This is a genomic window from Micromonospora sp. NBC_01739 (genome assembly GCF_035920385.1).
Lineage (GTDB): Bacteria > Actinomycetota > Actinomycetes > Mycobacteriales > Micromonosporaceae > Micromonospora.
The window spans coordinates 4,997,217-5,013,172 of the sequence record NZ_CP109151.1 but is presented as its reverse complement, the minus strand read 5'-3'; the positions used below and the strand labels follow the sequence as shown (position 1 = coordinate 5,013,172).

The 15,956-nt window shown below is 70.3% G+C and carries 13 protein-coding genes; 10 read left to right on the top strand and 3 right to left on the bottom strand.

The window, feature by feature from the left end:
- The first annotated feature begins 94 nt into the window (after window positions 1-94).
- The 3 genes from OIE53_RS22740 (at window position 95) to OIE53_RS22730 (ending at window position 2,594) form a co-directional block, all read left to right on the top strand.
- Entirely contained in the window at window positions 95-733 is a 639-nt protein-coding gene (locus OIE53_RS22740) for a PadR family transcriptional regulator (RefSeq protein WP_327023533.1), read from the top strand.
- 23 nt (window positions 734-756) lie between these two features.
- Window positions 757-1,836 (top strand): inositol-3-phosphate synthase, encoded by a 1,080-nt coding sequence (locus OIE53_RS22735; RefSeq protein ID WP_327027343.1) that lies wholly within the window; start codon window positions 757-759, stop codon window positions 1,834-1,836.
- 110 nt (window positions 1,837-1,946) lie between these two features.
- Complete coding sequence (locus OIE53_RS22730; RefSeq protein ID WP_327023532.1) at window positions 1,947-2,594, top strand: hypothetical protein; 648 nt, start codon at window positions 1,947-1,949, stop codon at window positions 2,592-2,594.
- 217 nt (window positions 2,595-2,811) lie between these two features.
- Here the strand turns inward: OIE53_RS22730 and OIE53_RS22725 are convergent, their stop codons facing one another.
- From OIE53_RS22725 to OIE53_RS22715, 3 genes are all read right to left on the bottom strand, one after another.
- Complete coding sequence (locus OIE53_RS22725; protein WP_327023531.1) at window positions 2,812-3,291, bottom strand: methylated-DNA--[protein]-cysteine S-methyltransferase; 480 nt, start codon at window positions 3,289-3,291, stop codon at window positions 2,812-2,814.
- A gap of 355 nt (window positions 3,292-3,646) precedes the next feature.
- A complete protein-coding gene (locus tag OIE53_RS22720) occupies window positions 3,647-5,746 on the bottom strand; it encodes a S8 family serine peptidase (protein WP_327023530.1) in 2,100 nt (699 codons plus the stop codon).
- Between the two features lie 196 nt (window positions 5,747-5,942).
- Complete coding sequence (locus OIE53_RS22715) at window positions 5,943-7,403, bottom strand: CCA tRNA nucleotidyltransferase (RefSeq protein WP_327023529.1); 1,461 nt, start codon at window positions 7,401-7,403, stop codon at window positions 5,943-5,945.
- A 126-nt stretch (window positions 7,404-7,529) separates the two neighbouring features.
- Here OIE53_RS22715 and murJ point away from each other — a divergent pair, with 126 nt between their 5' ends.
- From murJ to OIE53_RS22680, 7 genes are all read left to right on the top strand, one after another.
- Entirely contained in the window at window positions 7,530-9,275 is a 1,746-nt protein-coding gene (gene murJ / locus OIE53_RS22710; protein WP_327023528.1) for a murein biosynthesis integral membrane protein MurJ, read from the top strand.
- Between the two features lie 428 nt (window positions 9,276-9,703).
- Complete coding sequence (locus tag OIE53_RS22705) at window positions 9,704-11,305, top strand: protein kinase family protein (protein WP_327023527.1); 1,602 nt, start codon at window positions 9,704-9,706, stop codon at window positions 11,303-11,305.
- A 40-nt stretch (window positions 11,306-11,345) separates the two neighbouring features.
- A complete protein-coding gene (gene sigM / locus OIE53_RS22700) occupies window positions 11,346-12,083 on the top strand; it encodes an RNA polymerase sigma factor SigM (RefSeq protein ID WP_327023526.1) in 738 nt (245 codons plus the stop codon).
- Window positions 12,080-13,093: a hypothetical protein gene (locus OIE53_RS22695; protein WP_327023525.1), complete on the top strand. Its 1,014-nt coding sequence runs from the start codon at window positions 12,080-12,082 to the stop codon at window positions 13,091-13,093. The genes sigM and OIE53_RS22695 overlap by 4 nt, the downstream gene beginning before the upstream one ends.
- A 177-nt stretch (window positions 13,094-13,270) precedes the next feature.
- The gene (trxB, locus tag OIE53_RS22690; RefSeq protein WP_327023524.1) at window positions 13,271-14,221 is read left to right on the top strand and encodes a thioredoxin-disulfide reductase; all 951 of its coding nucleotides are present in this window, start codon (window positions 13,271-13,273) and stop codon (window positions 14,219-14,221) included.
- Between the two features lie 31 nt (window positions 14,222-14,252).
- Entirely contained in the window at window positions 14,253-14,576 is a 324-nt protein-coding gene (trxA, locus tag OIE53_RS22685; RefSeq protein ID WP_327023523.1) for a thioredoxin, read from the top strand.
- Between the two features lie 197 nt (window positions 14,577-14,773).
- Complete coding sequence (locus OIE53_RS22680; RefSeq protein ID WP_327023522.1) at window positions 14,774-15,940, top strand: N-acetylmuramoyl-L-alanine amidase; 1,167 nt, start codon at window positions 14,774-14,776, stop codon at window positions 15,938-15,940.
- Window positions 15,941-15,956: the final 16 nt, after the last annotated feature.

The following is a 15,956-nucleotide window of genomic DNA, read 5'->3' as shown; positions in this document are numbered from 1 at the left end:
CCCCAGTCGAACCGAGACGCTACGGTGCGATGTATCGGTCCGATACATCGTGTGGTTAGCGATCCACGCACAGGGTAATGGGGAGGGTGGCCCGATGCTCGAGCTGGCCATCCTCGGCCTCCTCCAGGAGGCACCCATGCACGGCTACGAGCTGCGCAAGGAGCTCACCGCCAAGCTTGGGGCGATCCGGGCAGCTATCAGTTACGGCTCGCTCTACCCCACCCTGCGCCGTCTGCAGGCGGCAGGCTGGATCACCGAGGCCGCCGAGACACCCGCCACCGCCGAGGAGGTTCCCGCGCTGACCAGCCGACGAGGTCGGGTGGTCTACACCATCACCGCGGAGGGCAAGGAACGCTTCGCCCAGCTCATCGCGCAGACCGGACCGGAAACGTACGGCGACACCGGATTCGGCGTGCATTTCGCGTTCTTTTCCCGAACCGACCAGGCGACCCGACTGCGCATCCTGGAAGGTCGCCGCCGCACGATCGAGGAACGTCGTGAAGGACTTCGCGACATGCTGGGCCGAGCGGCCGAGCGCCTCGACGCATACACGCTGGAGCTGCAACGCCACGGCCTGGAGGCCTGTGAGCGTGAGGTCCGCTGGCTGGAGGAGCTCATCGCCAACGAGCGCTCCGGCCGTGCCCCGACGGTCCCGAACGACGGGACGGCCGGCGGCCGACGAGAAGACAACAGCCCGCCTCCGCCTGGAGAGTCCAGGAAAGAGCGGCCGTGACAGAAAAGAAGGAGGCACACGCGATGGGCTCCGTCCGCGTCGCCATCGTCGGTGTGGGTAACTGCGCCTCGTCCCTCGTGCAGGGCGTCGAGTACTACCGGAACGCCGACCCGAACGACCGCGTCCCGGGTCTCATGCACGTCACCTTCGGCGACTACCACGTCTCGGACGTGCAGTTCGTCGCGGCGTTCGATGTCGACGCCAAGAAGGTGGGCATGGATCTCGCGGAGGCGATCGTCGCCAGCGAGAACAACACCATCAAGCTCTGCGACGTGCCGCCGACCGGCGTCACCGTCCAGCGCGGCCCGACCTTCGACGGTCTCGGCCAGTACTACCGCGAGATCGTCGAGGAGTCGGACGCCGAGCCGGTCGACGTGGCCAAGGCGCTGCGTGACGCCCAGGTCGACGTGGTCGTCGCCTACCTGCCGGTGGGCTCCGAGGACGCCGCCAAGTACTACGCCCAAGCCGCGATCGACGCCGGCTGCGCCTTCGTCAACGCGCTGCCAGTCTTCATCGCCTCCGACCCGGCGTGGGCGCAGAAGTTCACCGACGCGGGCCTGCCGATCGTCGGCGACGACATCAAGAGCCAGGTCGGCGCGACCATCGTGCACCGGGCCCTGGCGAAGCTCTTCGAGGACCGCGGGGTCGAGCTGCTGCGCACGTACCAGCTCAACTTCGGCGGCAACATGGACTTCATGAACATGCTGGAGCGCAACCGCCTGATCTCGAAGAAGATCTCGAAGACCCAGTCGGTGACCTCCCAGGTGCCGCACGAGATGGCCAAGAGCGACGTGCACATCGGCCCGTCCGACCACGTGCCGTGGCTGGACGACCGCAAGTGGGCCTACATCCGCCTGGAGGGCCGCTCCTTCGGTGACACCCCCCTCAACGCCGAGCTCAAGCTCGAGGTGTGGGACTCGCCGAACTCGGCCGGTGTCATCATCGACGCCGTCCGCGCCGCCAAGATCGCCCTGGACCGGAAGATCGGCGGCCCGATCCTGTCGGCCTCGTCGTACTTCATGAAGTCCCCCCCGGTGCAGTACGCCGACCACGACGCGCACGCCGCCGTCGAGGCGTTCATCGCCGGCGAGATCGAGCGCTGACACAGCAACACTGTGAGGGCCGGGTCCGTCTGGACCCGGCCCTTCGCCGTTCGGTACGGAAGGGGCATCCTCGTACCAGGACCCGGGCTAGGCTGAGCCCCGTGCCGCCCATGGACGACTTTCGTGACGCCAGGGTGGGGTGGCGGACGGTCGTCGGCGTCCTGCTCGTGTCCACCCTCGCCGCCTGCGCCCTGCCCGGCACCGACCCGTCGGCCGGACCGGACGAATCGGCGCCACCGGCCGTACCGGCGAGCCCGGTCGTCGAGGCCCGCTGTGCGGTCGGGGCCGGCACCCCGCCGGAGGTGCAGGCCGAGCCCGAAGAGACGGTCACCTCCCCGGCCGCCCCGACCGCGGCCGGCAGCGGACATCCGATGACCGATGAGCAACTGCGCGGGGAGGAGTTCCTGCGCCAGCAGGCAGCCAACAAGGCCTTCCGGCAGCGCGGCACCCTGGACCCGACGGCGGCCGGCGGCGCCAACACCTGCGCGGTACAGGTGCAGTACGTCCTCGACCTGCTGACCGTCGACGATCAGGAGACGCACGACGAGGAGACGGTCCGACAGGCGGTGGCCGGCACCGGGCTGATGGACGTGACCGTCCGCCCGCCGGGCCGACTCGACCTCGGCCCCGGCGACGGGCTGCTCTTCTCCGGTTGGACCGGCCGGGCCTGCGTCTTCGGCAGCGTCCGTGCTGAGAAGGTCACGGTGGAGTACGGCACCCGCGTCGCCGACGGCGGCTGCCTCCCCGCCCCAGGCTGACCCACCCGCCGTCGCTGCCTCGCCCCTGCTGGCCGACCGTCGCACTCGCCCGCCGTGTCGCCGTCACGGTGTCGCCGTCATGGTAGTTTCCCGCCGCGTCGAACCCCGCCGTTACGGCGATACGGAGTCGATCACCGCGTTGCGGGCGAAGAAACTCGCCCGTCGAGGGGCCCGAAGGTAGCCCAGGCGGCCGGGGCAAGGTCTCCCTAGGCCGCAGTCAGGACCAGGCTTTTTGCAGGGCGACCCCGGCCTCCAACTCCAGGAGCTTGACCTTGAGGTCCAGGCCGCCGCCGAAGCCGACCAGCTTGCCGCCCGCGCCGATGATGCGATGGCAGGGCACGATGATCGGGATGGGGTTGCGGTTGCAGGCCACCCCGACCGCCCGGGCCGCACCGGGGTCACCCACCAGCCGGGCCACCTGCCCGTAGGTCAGCGTCTCTCCGTACGGGATACGGGTCATCTCCCGCCACACCGCCCGCTCGAAGTCGGAGCCGCGCGGCACCCGCACCGGAATCCTGAACTCGGTCAACTCTCCCGCGAAGTAGGCCCGTAGCTCCGCCACCGCCCGCGCCGCGATCGGGTCGGCCGGCATCTCGGTCGCGGACTCGACCGGCCCGAAGTGCACCCCGCACACGCTGTCGCCGTCGGTGGCCACGCAGAAGATCCCGATCGGCAGGTCCAGCAGCGTCCAACGCATCCCGCCATTCTCCCCGACGCCCCACTCCGCGACCACGCCCCCGCCGCGCACTCATCCGCGTTACCTCCGCCCCGCTCGACTGGCACTCGATCTGGGTTCGAGTGGTCTTCCGAACCGGGTAAGCCACTCGATCCCAGATCGAGCGTGATCTTCATCGGGCGATGGTGGAGGCCACAGGCCCACGCCCAAGGCGAGCCGCCCCCAGCTGAAGCGGCCCGAGTGAGCGGGTGCGGCAGGATGCAAAGGCCCCAACCGGCAACACCCACCAACGTGCGGAGGGCTCAACGGGCGGCGCCCGCCGGAGCGGCCCCGGGGATCGGGGTGCTCCGGCGGGCGCCGGGTGGTGCGGGTGGTGCTACGCGGCCGAGACGGTGAACTTCTCGCCCTTGCCCAGCCCCAGTTCGTACTCGAACCACTTGATGTTCTTGTTCGAGATCAGCTGCTTGGTGCCGGCCGATCCGGCGGAGACCGCCTGGTCGTCGCTGGCCCGGAAGAAGACCGTGCCGTCGCTGTTGTAGTCGAGGAAGTCGAAGACCTCCCAGGTTCCCAGCGACTTGGCGCTGGCGATCAGCGGCTTGGTGCCCCGGCTGGCGGCGGTCACGTACCTGCCGTTGGCCTGGGCCTTGAGGCCGAAGAAGCCGTTACCGACGTTGACGATCTGGAACTTCGCCGCCTTGGTGACCTTGCTGCTGCTGGCGATCAGCGGCTTGGTGCCGGCCACGACGTACTTGCCGCTGGCCTTCGACTTGATGCTGATCACCGGAGCCGGCCGGTCGATGGTGAACTTCTCCGACGTACCGATGCTGGTCTTGCTCGCCTTCAACGACGAGGTGCCGGATTTCGGCGCCGTGACGTACTTGCCGTTGATCTTGGACTTGAGGCTGACCGTACCGTCGGTGTGGTTGATGATCTGGAACTTCGCCGAGGTGACGATCGTCTTGTGGCTGGCGATCAGCGGCTTGGTGCCCTTGCTCGGCGCCACCACGTACCGGCCGGTGGTCTTGGAGCGCAATGCGATCAGACCACTGCCGGCGTTGACGAAGTCGTACTGCTGCGAGGTGCCCAGGCTCTTGCCGTTGTTGACCAGCGCCTTCTTGGTGCTGGCAGCGGTGACGAACTTCCCGTTGGACTTGGCCTTGAAGCCGAAGCCGCTGCGGGTGGGGGTGATCGAACCGACCGTCAACATCCGGTCGATCGAGCCCTTCGTGTCGTAGACCGCCCCGGCGACGCCGGTGGTGACGATGCGGTCGCGGACCTGCTTCGGCTTCCAGGTCGGGTTGGAGTGCAGCAGCAGCGCCGCGGCGCCCGCCACGTGCGGAGCGGCCATGGAGGTGCCGCTGAAGCCCACACTGCCGGTGTTGCTGTCGTGCCGGGCCGAGACGATGCTGACGCCCGGCGCGAACACGTCGAGGCACTTGCCGTAGTTCGAGAACCAGGCTCGCATGTCGACCCGGTCCGTCGCCCCGACGGTGATCGCGTCCGGCACCCGGGCGGGGGACGTCTTGCAGGCGTCCATCATCGAGTTACCGGCGGCGAGGGAGTAGGTGATGCCGGAGGCGATCGAGCGCTTCACGGCCTCGTCGAGCGAGGGGATGGCGACGACGTCGCCGAGGCTCATGTTGGCCACGGCCGGCTTCTGCGCGTTCGCGGTCACCCAGTCGACACCGGCGATGACCTGCTCGGTCGTGCCGTAGCCGTCACAGTCGAGCACCCGGACGCCGACCAGCTTGACGCCCTTGGCGACACCGTACTTGGTGCCACCGACGGTGCCCGCCACGTGGGTGCCGTGACCGTTGCAGTCGCCGTTCCCGTTGGCCTGCACGCCGCCCGGCGGGTCGGTCGGCTCAGGGTCGGGAGTGGGAGTCGGAGTGGGCGGTGGTGGGGGCGGCGGGTCGATCGCGTCGAACCCCATGGTGGCCCGGCCGCCGAAGTCCTGGTGCTTGACGTTGATGCCGGTGTCCAGGATGTACGCCGTGACCTTGCTACCCGTGTTCGGGTACTTGTAGGTCTTGTTCAGCTTCGCCGTGTACTGGTCGAGCCGGTCTAGGCCCCAGGGCGGGCTGCTCTGGGTACCGTTCGCCGACAGTCGGCGTACCGGCTCCACGTAGGCCACGGCGGGATCCGCGGCGACCTTGTCCGCCTGCCCCTGGTTCATCGCGGCCGAGTAGCCGACGAGAGCCTTCTCGTACACCTGCCGAACGCTGCCGCCGTGCTGCTGGGCGAGCTTCGAGGCGAGCGCGCGGGCCGCGCTGTAGCCGGCCTTCCTGTCCTTGAGGACGACGATGTAGCGGCCCGGCACGACACCGGTGCCCTCGCTGCCGCGTACCTCGGCGCGAGCCGGGTCGGCGGGAGCAGCCATCCCCACGCCGCCGGTGGCGACGGTCAGGATGGAGGAGGCGGTGGCGAGGGCAAGCCCCGCAGCCGCCGAGCGGCGCAGTACGCCACGTCGTTTCACTAGGCGGTCTCCCCGTTTGTCGTCGACCGTCATCGGCGGTCGAACGGGCAATGGAATGTCCACTACGCGAGTAGGGACGCTCCAACATCATGGATGAACCGCGCAAGCTCCGGTTCCACCGTTTGGTCGGAACGTGGGCGTTTCGTCGTAGCGACCGTCGATCCAGGACAGCCCAGCCGGTGCGGCCGACCGATCTTCAGCTATCGATGCCCTGCTCGCGGGCCCAGCGCAGGAGTTCGACCTCGGCCGTGTCGCGGTCCAGGGGCCCGCGTTCCAGGCGCAGGTCCTTCAGGTGCTTCCAGGCCCGCCCGACGATCGGCCCCGGCGGTACGCCGAGCAACTCCATGATCGCGTTGCCGTCCAGGTCGGGGCGGACCCGGGCCAGGTCCTCCTCGGCGGCGATCCGGGTGATCCGCTCCTCCAGGGCGTCGTAGTCCGCCGCCAACTGGGCCGCCTTGCGCCGGTTGCGGGTGGTGCAGTCCGACCGGGTCAGCTTGTGCAGCCGGGACAGCAGATCACCGGCGTCGGTGACGTACCGGCGGACCGCCGAGTCGGTCCACTCGCCCCGGCCGTACCCGTAGAAGCGCAGGTGCAGGGCGACCAGGGCGGTGACCTTGGCGGTGATGTCCTTCGGGTAGCGCAGGGCCTTCATCCGGGCTTTGGTCAGCCGGGCCCCGACCACCTCGTGGTGATGGAAGCTGACCCGGCCGTCCGACCCGACCGCCTTGGTGGCCGGCTTGCCGACGTCGTGCATCAGGGCCGCCATCCGCAGGATGAAGTCCGGCCCGTCCTGCTCGTACGAGATGGCGTTGCGCACCACCGTGAGGGTGTGCTCGTAGACGTCCTTGTGCTGGGCGTGCTCGTCGATCTCCAGCTTGAGGCCGGTCAACTCGGGCAGGAAGCGCTCGGCCAGCCCGGTGTCGACCAGCAGCCGCAGGCCGGTGATCGGGTCGGCGGCACAGAGCAGCTTGGTGAACTCGTCCCGGATCCGCTCGGCGGTGATCCGGTCCAGGTCGGCCGCCATCCGGGTCATCGCCGCGTACACGTCCGGGTGGACCGCGAAACGCAGCTGGGCGGCGAAGCGGGCGGCCCGCAGCATCCGCAGCGGGTCGTCGCCGAAGGACTCGGCCGGGGTGCCCGGGGTACGGACCACCTTCGCGGCCAGGTCCGCCAGGCCGCCGTGCGGGTCGGTGAACCGGTGATCCGGCAGGCTCACCGCCATCGCGTTGATGGTGAAGTCCCGCCGCCGCAGGTCCTCGGTCAGGCTGGTGCCGTACTCGACCACCGGGTTCCGGCTCACCTGGTCGTACGACTCGGCGCGGAAGGTGGTGATCTCCAGCCGCAGGCCGTCGCGCTGGCAGCCGATGGTGCCGAACTCGCGGCCGGTCTCCCAGATGGCCTCGGCCCAGCCGCGCAGGATGCCCAGGGTCTGATCCGGGTGCGCGTCCGTGCAGAAGTCGAGATCCTCGCCGAGGCGGCCGAGCAGGGCGTCGCGTACCGAGCCGCCCACGAGATGCAGTTCGTGACCGGCGGCGGCGAACCGGCGGCCCAACTCGTCGGCGACCGGGGAGACCCGGAGCAGTTCGGCGACGGCGTTGCGCTGAGCGGCGCTGAGTTCGCGGCGGTCGGTGGCGTGGGATGCGGCGGCGTCGGACATCGGATCAGCAGCCTATCGGTCCTGAGGGGCATCTCCTCCGCCGGGCGCGGGTAACGGGCCGAGGTTGACTAAGGTCTGTGGCGTGCGGGCCGGTGCCGGCTCCGGCCTATCCCCTTGGAGGCACAGATGAGCGGCGGGCTCTACCGCAGCGCCAACGCCCAGCAGGGCGGTGCGCCCGGCGGCCGGCCGGGTGACGGCGCGACGTTCATCTCCGCCGATCCCCTCAACCAGCCCGCCGCCGAGTCGGTCGCCCCACCCCCGGAGCAGGTGGCCGAGAGCAGCGCCGCGACCAACAGCGCGGTCATGGCCATCGGCAGCCTGGTCAGCCGGGGTACGGGTTTCCTGCGTACCTTGGCGATCACCGCCGCGCTCGGTTCGGCGATCGGTGACGCGTACACCACCGCTCAGATCCTGCCCGGGATGGTGTACGAGTTCCTGCTCGGCGGCATCCTCACCAGCGTGCTGATCCCGGTGCTGGTGCGTCGGCGCAAGTTCGACCCGGACGGCGGCCAGGCGTACACCCAGCGGTTGCTCACCCTGGCGGTGGTCGCCCTCGGCGCGGCGGCCCTGCTGGCGGTCGCCATGGCACCGGTGCTCACCTGGTTGTACGCCAGCGACGAGGCACCGGCCGACTACCAGGCGCTGGTCACCTCCCTGGCCCGGTTGATGCTGCCGATGATCTTCTTCACCGGCCTGAGTGCGCTGATCAGCGCGGTACTCAACACCCGGGGGCACTTCGCCGCCCCGATGTGGGCACCGATCCTGAACAACATCGTGGTGATCGCCACCGCCGGCCTCTACATCGCGATCTTCAGCACGGACATCCTCGCCCCGGACGAGATGACCACCGGGCGGATCCTGCTGATCGGCGGCGGCACCCTGCTGGGGGTGGCCGTCCAGGCCGCCGGGTTGCTGCCCGCCCTGCGCAAGGTCGGCTTCCGGTGGCGGTTCCGGTTCGACTTCCGGGCCCTGGGGCTGGGCGAGCTGGGCCGGCTGGGCGCCTGGATGTTCTGTTACGTGGCGGTCAGCCAGATCGGGCTGATCGTGGTGTTCAACCTGCTGAGCCGCACCAGCGGGCAGGCCGCCGGGGCACTGATCTACAACAACGTGTTCCTGTTGCTGATGATGGCGCACGGCATCATCGCCGTCTCGATCATCACCGCCCTGATGCCCCGGATGAGCGCCGCCGCCGCAGACGGCCGGTTCGCCGACCTGGCGGCCGACCTGTCCCGGGGCACCCGCACGGTCTCCGCGGTACTGGCCCCGATCGCGATCTGCTACGCCGTGCTGGCCACCCCGATCGCCTTCACCCTGTTCCGGTGGGGGGCCTTCACCGACGAGAACGCCCGGGCGACCGCCCCGGTGCTGTTGTTCGCCGCCTTGGCGCTGGTGCCCTTCGCGGTGAGTCAGCTGTTCACCTTCGCCTTCTACGCGCTGCCGGACACCCGCACCCCGGCTCTGATCAACATCCCGGTGGTGGCGCTGCGGGCGCTGGTGCAGATCGGACTGTTCGCGGCCTTCTCGGCCAGCTTCGCGGCCTCCGGGATGATGATCGGCAACACGATCTCGTACCTGGCCGCCGCGATCGCCTCCGCCTGGCTGCTGCGGCCGAAGGTGGGTCGGATCGGGCTGGGCGGCATCGTGCGCACCCTGGGGAGGGTGGCGGTGGCCGCCCTCGGTGCCGCCCTGGTCGGCCTGCTGGTGGTAGCTCTGCTGCCCGGTGGCGACACGCCGACCCGCCTGGAGGCCCTCGTCCAACTGGTGGTGGGCGGCGCGGTGATCGGTGGTACCTATCTAGGTCTGGCGATGGTCCTGCGGATCTCCGAGATCACCGATGTGGTCGCCATGGTCCGGCGCCGACTCGGACGCTGATCGCCGGATATTCACCGAGCGTGATCGAGGATCACCAGGCTGGGGATGGGCCTGTGGATAACTCCGCGCGTCGCCGCTCAACTACCGGATCGGCCTGTGGATAACCAACCGGAAGTCGGAGTGTGGTCGGCCGATCGACGGGAACCCCGCGGAGACCTGACCCACCGCCTACTGCCTGTCCCGCCCCGGCGACGGCTGGTTGTCGGCGGCCTCTAGATTGGCTGGTACATGTACCAGCAACGTGGCTGACATCGGTCGCAACCGGACGAGTACGCCCTACTGGGGACTCCCCTGTTGGTCACGGCGGGAAGATGACATGTCGGGGAGACGGCCAACCCAGGTAAGGTCGCTCTCGACGGGTACGGCAGGCACCGGCTCGCGTCGGAACCGGTCGCCCCGTGCCAGACGAATGCGGAGCGGGAAGTCACATGCCCAGCAGCGCGGGTCCATCGATCGACAAGATCACCGAGGGAGGACGGGTGACCCAGGTCGGCGAGGGTCAGGACGCGGACGAGACCACTCCGCCCGTCATGACCTTCGGTGCTCCGACGACCGGTGAGGTCCTCGCCGAGCGTTACGAACTGGTCGAGCACATCAACAACGACAGTGCCGGCCGGTTGGTGTGGCGTGGGGTCGATGTCGTGCTGCGCCGTCCCGTAGCGGTCGTGATGCGCTACCCGGGTGGCGATTCCGCCACCGAGATGCTCCAGGCCGCGGTCGCGGCCAGTCGGGTCATCCACCCCAATCTCGTCGGGGTCTACGACGCGATCGACGAGGCCGAGCGGGCCTACGTGGTACGCGAGTGGGTCGATGGCCAGTCGCTGCGGGAGCTGGTCTCCGACGGCCCCCTGGACGCCGCGCGGGCCACCGCGGTCGGCAACGCCGTCGCCAGCGCTCTGGCGGCCGTGCACGCCACCGGCATGGTGCACGGCAACGTGCACCCGGGCACCGTGATGATCAGCGATGACGGCCGGGTGGTGCTGGCGGACGCCCGTACCGACGGCGCCGACAGCCAGGAGAACGACGTCCGAGCGGTCGGCGGCCTCCTCTACTTCGCCCTGACCGGCTACTGGCCGCACACCGAGGCTCCGCTGCGGGGCGCCACCGCCGGGCACGGCCGGGCGGGGATCCCCGACGCGGTGCGGGACGCCAACGGTACGGCGGCGGCTCCCCGTCAGGTCCGGGCCGGGGTGCCGGCCTACCTGGACGACCTCACGATGGACCTGCTCGACGCCGACATCGCCCCGCCCTCCTCGGACGTCCTGGCGGCCGAACTGGCCCGGCTCGACGTGCCCGAGGACGACTACCTGGACACCCACGGTCCGCTGCGCTTCGCCGCCGAGACCGGCGAGGAGCCCTCGCCCCTGGCCGCCGCCGGGGGCCGAAAGGTCGCCCTCGGCATCGCGGGTCTGTTGGCGGTAGCCCTGGTGGGACTGCTCATCGGCATCAGCACCCTCGGCGGCGACGAGGACGAGCCGCAGACCAGTCCGGTCGCCGCCCCCAGTTCCAGCGCCCCGCTGAGCGAGGAACCGGCGCCGCCGCCGGTCCGGGATTTGAAGATCAGTGCGGCCCGGATCATCGATCCGGACAGCCGGGACCGGGCCGAGGTCCGCGACGCCGAGAAGGTGTTCGACGGCGACAAGGACGAGGGCTGGTCCACCCAGACCTACCGTGGGGCCAGCAACTTCGGCAACTACAAGCGCGGCATGGGGGTCTGGATCGACCTGGGTGGCGAGCACACCATCAAGTCGGTCCAGGTGAACCTCTCCGACACCGGGGCCTCCGCGGAGCTGCTCACCGGCACCATCGACCAGCCCTCGACCAACAAGGGCGACGACGAGATCCTCAAGGCGTACAAGAAGAACCCGATCGGTCAGCCCTTCGAGGCGCACGACGGCACGACGATGACCTTCAACGGCTTCGACGCCGACAAGAAGTACCGCTACCTGCTGTTCTGGATCACCGACCTGCCCCCGAACGGCAGTGGCTACAAGGTCGGGGTCAACGAGATCACGGTCCAGGGGTCATGAGCCGGGTCCGACCGGACCGGTGCCCCGACCGGGCCTGACGATGGCGACAGCGAGGGGCGGTGCCGGTTCCGGCCGGACGGGTGCAGCGGCGGTGGACGCGACGGTCAACGACCTCGACCTGCTGCGCGCCCATGTGGCCGGTGATCGCCATGCCTTCGGTGTGCTGTTCCAACGGCACCGGGACCGGCTCTGGGCGGTCGCCCTGCGTACCCTGGGCGACCGCGAGGAGGCCGCCGACGCCCTCCAGGACGCCATGCTGTCGGCGCACCGGGCGGCCGACCGGTTCCGCGCCGACGCGGCCGTCACCACCTGGCTGCACCGGATCGTGGTGAACGCCTGCCTGGACCGGATCCGTCGGCGTCAGGCCCATCCGACCGTGCCGCTGCCCGACGGCACCCGGGAGCCGCGTGAGGGGCACGGCACCGGCGGGGTCGAGCCGGCCGCACCCGTACGCGACCACGACACCGCCCTGACCGTCCGGGCGGCCCTGGCCACCCTGCCGGTCGAGCAGCGGGCCGCGCTGATCCTGGTGGACGTGCAGGGCTACCCGGTGGCCGAGGTGGCCCTGATCCTCGGCGTGGCCGAGGGGACGGTCAAAAGTCGGTGCGCCCGCGGTCGGGCCCGGCTGGCGGTGCTCCTCGGCAACCTGCGAACCGGGAGTGACGAGCCGGCCCCGGAAGTGCCGGCGGTCACCGGAGGGAACCCGGGAGCCCGGCGGGGCGTCCGATCGGGGTCAGGACGGTCCTGGGGGCCGGATGTCGACCAGGAGGAAGCGTGACTGCCGAGGAGTTCAGCGAGGTCGACCACGACCTGCTCGCCGACTACCTCGGCGGTGCCCTGGAGGGCACTCCGGAACAGGACGAGGTGGCCCGGCTGATCGCCCAGGATCCGTCCTGGGCTCAGGCGTACGCCCTGCTCGCACCGGCCGTCGCCGAAGTCCGCGCCGATCTGCTGGGCTGGGGCGAACCCACCCTGACCATGCCGGTCGACGTCGCCGACCGGATCCTCGCCGCGCTGGACGCCGCTGAGCTGCCGGCCGGCCCTGATTCACCGGCCCCGGACCTGCCGGCCACGGAGGTGGACCACGCCGGAGGTGGGCTGCCGACTCTGGTGCCGGCCCAGCCGCTCGGTGGCCGCCGTCCGGAGGGTGCACCGCGACCCGGTCGAGACCGCACGGCCACCCGGCCGGGTCGGCGAAGCCGCCGCTGGGCCCGGATCGCCGGGCCGGTGGCCCTGGCTGCCGCGGCGGTCGTCGGCCTGGGGGCCCTGCAACTGGCCCGGCCGGACTCCGGCGGAGACACGACGGCGGACACCGCGCTGAACGAGCCGGTCACCAGCCCGTACGTCCACGAGGGCCAGGAGGGTCCCGAGCAGGCCGCAGCCGGTGCCGAACCACACCGCGCCCCGGTCACCCAGGGCACCCCGCAGCGGTACACCGCCCGGGACTACACCCCCCAGGAACTGACCCAGGAGCCGGAGGCGAGGATCAGCGCCTTCGCCGGTACCGCAGCGCCGGACGCCGGTGACGAGCGGATGGCCGGTCCGGCCGACCTGGCCCGGCTCGACGACCAGTCGGCGCTGGCCGCCTGCCTGGCGGACATCGGCACCGAACACGGTGCCCGGCCGTTGGTCTTCGAGGACATCGAGTACGCCCGCTTCCAAGGGCTCCCGGCGCTGGTGGTCCGGTTCGTCGACGCCTCCGGTGCCCGCTGGGCGTGGGTCAGCGGTCCCGAGTGTGGTATCGCCGGGTCCGGCTCGGACAGCCGCTATCGGACGCGGGTAGGGTGAGTCCGCGGCCGCCGAGAACTTTGGTCGCCCCCGTGACGCGACCCACCGGATGACCGGCTCGGGAATCTCCGGTTCCTACGATGACGTTCTGCAAGTCAGTTGCCGCCGCGTCGGCACTCGGCTCGACATCGGCACAACCGCCGGTGCCGACTAAGTCAACACGATTGGGAGACGGCAGTGGACGAGGTCCGCAACCTCATCATCATCGGCTCCGGGCCGGCCGGCTACACCGCGGCGGTCTACGCCGCCCGGGCCAACCTCAAGCCTTTGATCATCGAGGGCGTCCAGTCCGGCGGCGCGCTGATGACCACCACCGAGGTGGAGAACTTCCCCGGCTTCGCGGACGGCATTCTCGGCCCCGAGCTGATGGACAACATGCGCAAGCAGGCCGAGCGGTTCGGCGCGGAGTTCCTCACCGATGACGTCACCCGGGTCGAGTTGACCGACACCGGCCACCCGGGCGCGGTGAGCACGGTCTGGGTCGGCGAGAGCGCCTACCGGGCCCGGGCGGTCATCCTCGCCACCGGCTCCGCCTGGCGTCCGCTGGGCGTACCGGGTGAGCAGGAGTACCTGGGCCACGGCGTCTCCTCCTGCGCCACCTGCGACGGCTTCTTCTTCCGTAACCAGCACATCGTGGTGGTCGGCGGCGGTGACTCCGCGATGGAGGAGGCCGACTTCCTCACCCGTTTCGCCGAGTCGGTGACCATCATCCACCGCCGGGACTCCTTCCGGGCCAGCAAGATCATGGCCGAGCGGGCGCTGAGCAACGACAAGATCAAGGTCGAGTGGAACACCGTGGTGGAGGAGATCCTCGGCGCGGACGGCAAGGTCACCGGAGCCCGGGTCCGCAATGTGCACACCGGCGAGACCAAGGTGCTCGACGTCACCGGCGTCTTCGTGGCGATCGGCCACGACCCCCGCAGCGAACTGTTCCGCGGGCAGGTGGAGATGGACGACGAGGGGTACGTGAAGGTCGAGGCACCGAGCACCCGGACCAACATCCCGGGTGTCTTCGCCGCCGGTGACCTGGTCGACCACACCTACCGGCAGGCCATCACCGCAGCCGGCACCGGTTGCGCCGCCGCACTCGACGCAGAACGCTTCATCGCCACGCTGCCCCAGGGCTGAACGAGACACACCGAAGCAGGAGGAGCCAAAAGTGGGAGCAACCAAGTCGGTCACCGACGCTAGTTTCGTTGTCGACGTACTCCAGTCCGACAAGCCGGTCTTGGTGGACTTCTGGGCCGAATGGTGCGGACCGTGCCGCAAGGTGTCGCCGCTGCTGGAGGAGATCGCCGGCGAGATGGGCGACCAGGTCAGCATCGTCAAGCTCAACATCGACGAGAACCCGGAGACGGCCCGCGCCTACCGGGTGATGTCGGTGCCGACCCTCACCGTGTTCAAGAACGGCCAGCCGGTGCAGTCGATCGCCGGCGCCAAGCCCAAGGGCGAGCTGGTCAAGCTCATCCAGTCGGCCCTCTGAGCTTCGCAAGCCCCGTCGTCTCGACCCCGTGTCCGGTCCGCCGGAACGGGGTCGAGGCGTTTTGCATCCCTGCGGATCGCCAGCGCATAACCTCGAACCGGGAGGCCGCCGGAGGCCGGTGACCACCTGGTCCTCGTCGCGGTGCAGCCACCGCCGTCAGGCCTGGCCAGCCACCGACCGTACAGAGGGGGTCGTGCGTGCGTCCGATCCGTCCCGGTGACCGGGGACCCGCGGTGATCGAGATCCGTGCGGTACTCACCGGCCTGGACCTCCTCTCCAAGACCACCGGCCCGTACGACGACGAGTTCGACGCCGCCACCGAGCGGGCGGTACGGGCCTTCCAGCAGTCCCGAGGGCTCAGCGTCGACGGTCGGGTCGGCGCCGAGACCTGGCGGGCCCTGGACGCCGCCCGCTGGCGCCTGGGGGCCCGCACCCTCTACCACGCGGTGCCGGTGCCGCTCACCGGTGAGGATGTCCGGTCGCTGCAGGAACGACTCCTGGAGATGGGGTACGACGCCGGCCGAGCCGACGCCATCTACGGCATCCGTACCTCCCGGGCGGTGGCCCAGTTCCAGCGGGAGGTGGGGTTGACCCCGGACGGCACCTGCGGCCCGCACACCATGGGGGCGCTACGCCGACTCGGCCGCAAGGTGGTCGGCGGTCGACCCCAGTGGCTGCGCGAATCCGACGCCATCCGGCAGTCCGGTCCCACCCTGGTCGGCCGGACGGTGGTCATCGACCCGGGCCACGGCGGCACCGACTGCGGGGTGGTCGTACCCGACGGGCCCCTGCGGTGGACCGAGGCGGACCTGATGCACGACCTGGCCAGCCGGCTCGAGGGTCGGCTCGCCGCCTCCGGGGTCCGGGTGCAGCTCACCCGAGGGCCGGCGCCGGAGACCTGCCTGCCCGACATCGACCGGGCGCATCTGGCCAACTCCCTCGGCGCGGACGTGTTCGTCTCCCTGCACACCGACGAGCACCCCAATCCGGCTGCCGAGGGGGTCGCCACCTACCACTACGGCACCGACAACGGGGTCACCTCGGCCACCGGGGAACGGCTGGCCGGGCTGGTGCAGCGGGAGATCGTGGCCCGCACCGGGCTGCGGGACTGCCGTACCCACGCCAAGGCATGGGACCTGCTGCGACTCACCCGGATGCCGGCGGTACGCATCGAGGTCGGCTACCTGACCTCACCGACGGATCGCGCCCGGCTGATCGAACCCCGGTTCCGGGACACCCTGGTCGAGGCGATCGTGGCGGGGGTGCAACGGATGTACCTACCGGACGAACGGGACGTACCGACCGGATCCCTCGATGTCAGTGAACTGCGGGCCGCCGTGGCCGCCGGAAACGTGGTCGACTGACCGCCGCCGTCCGTGG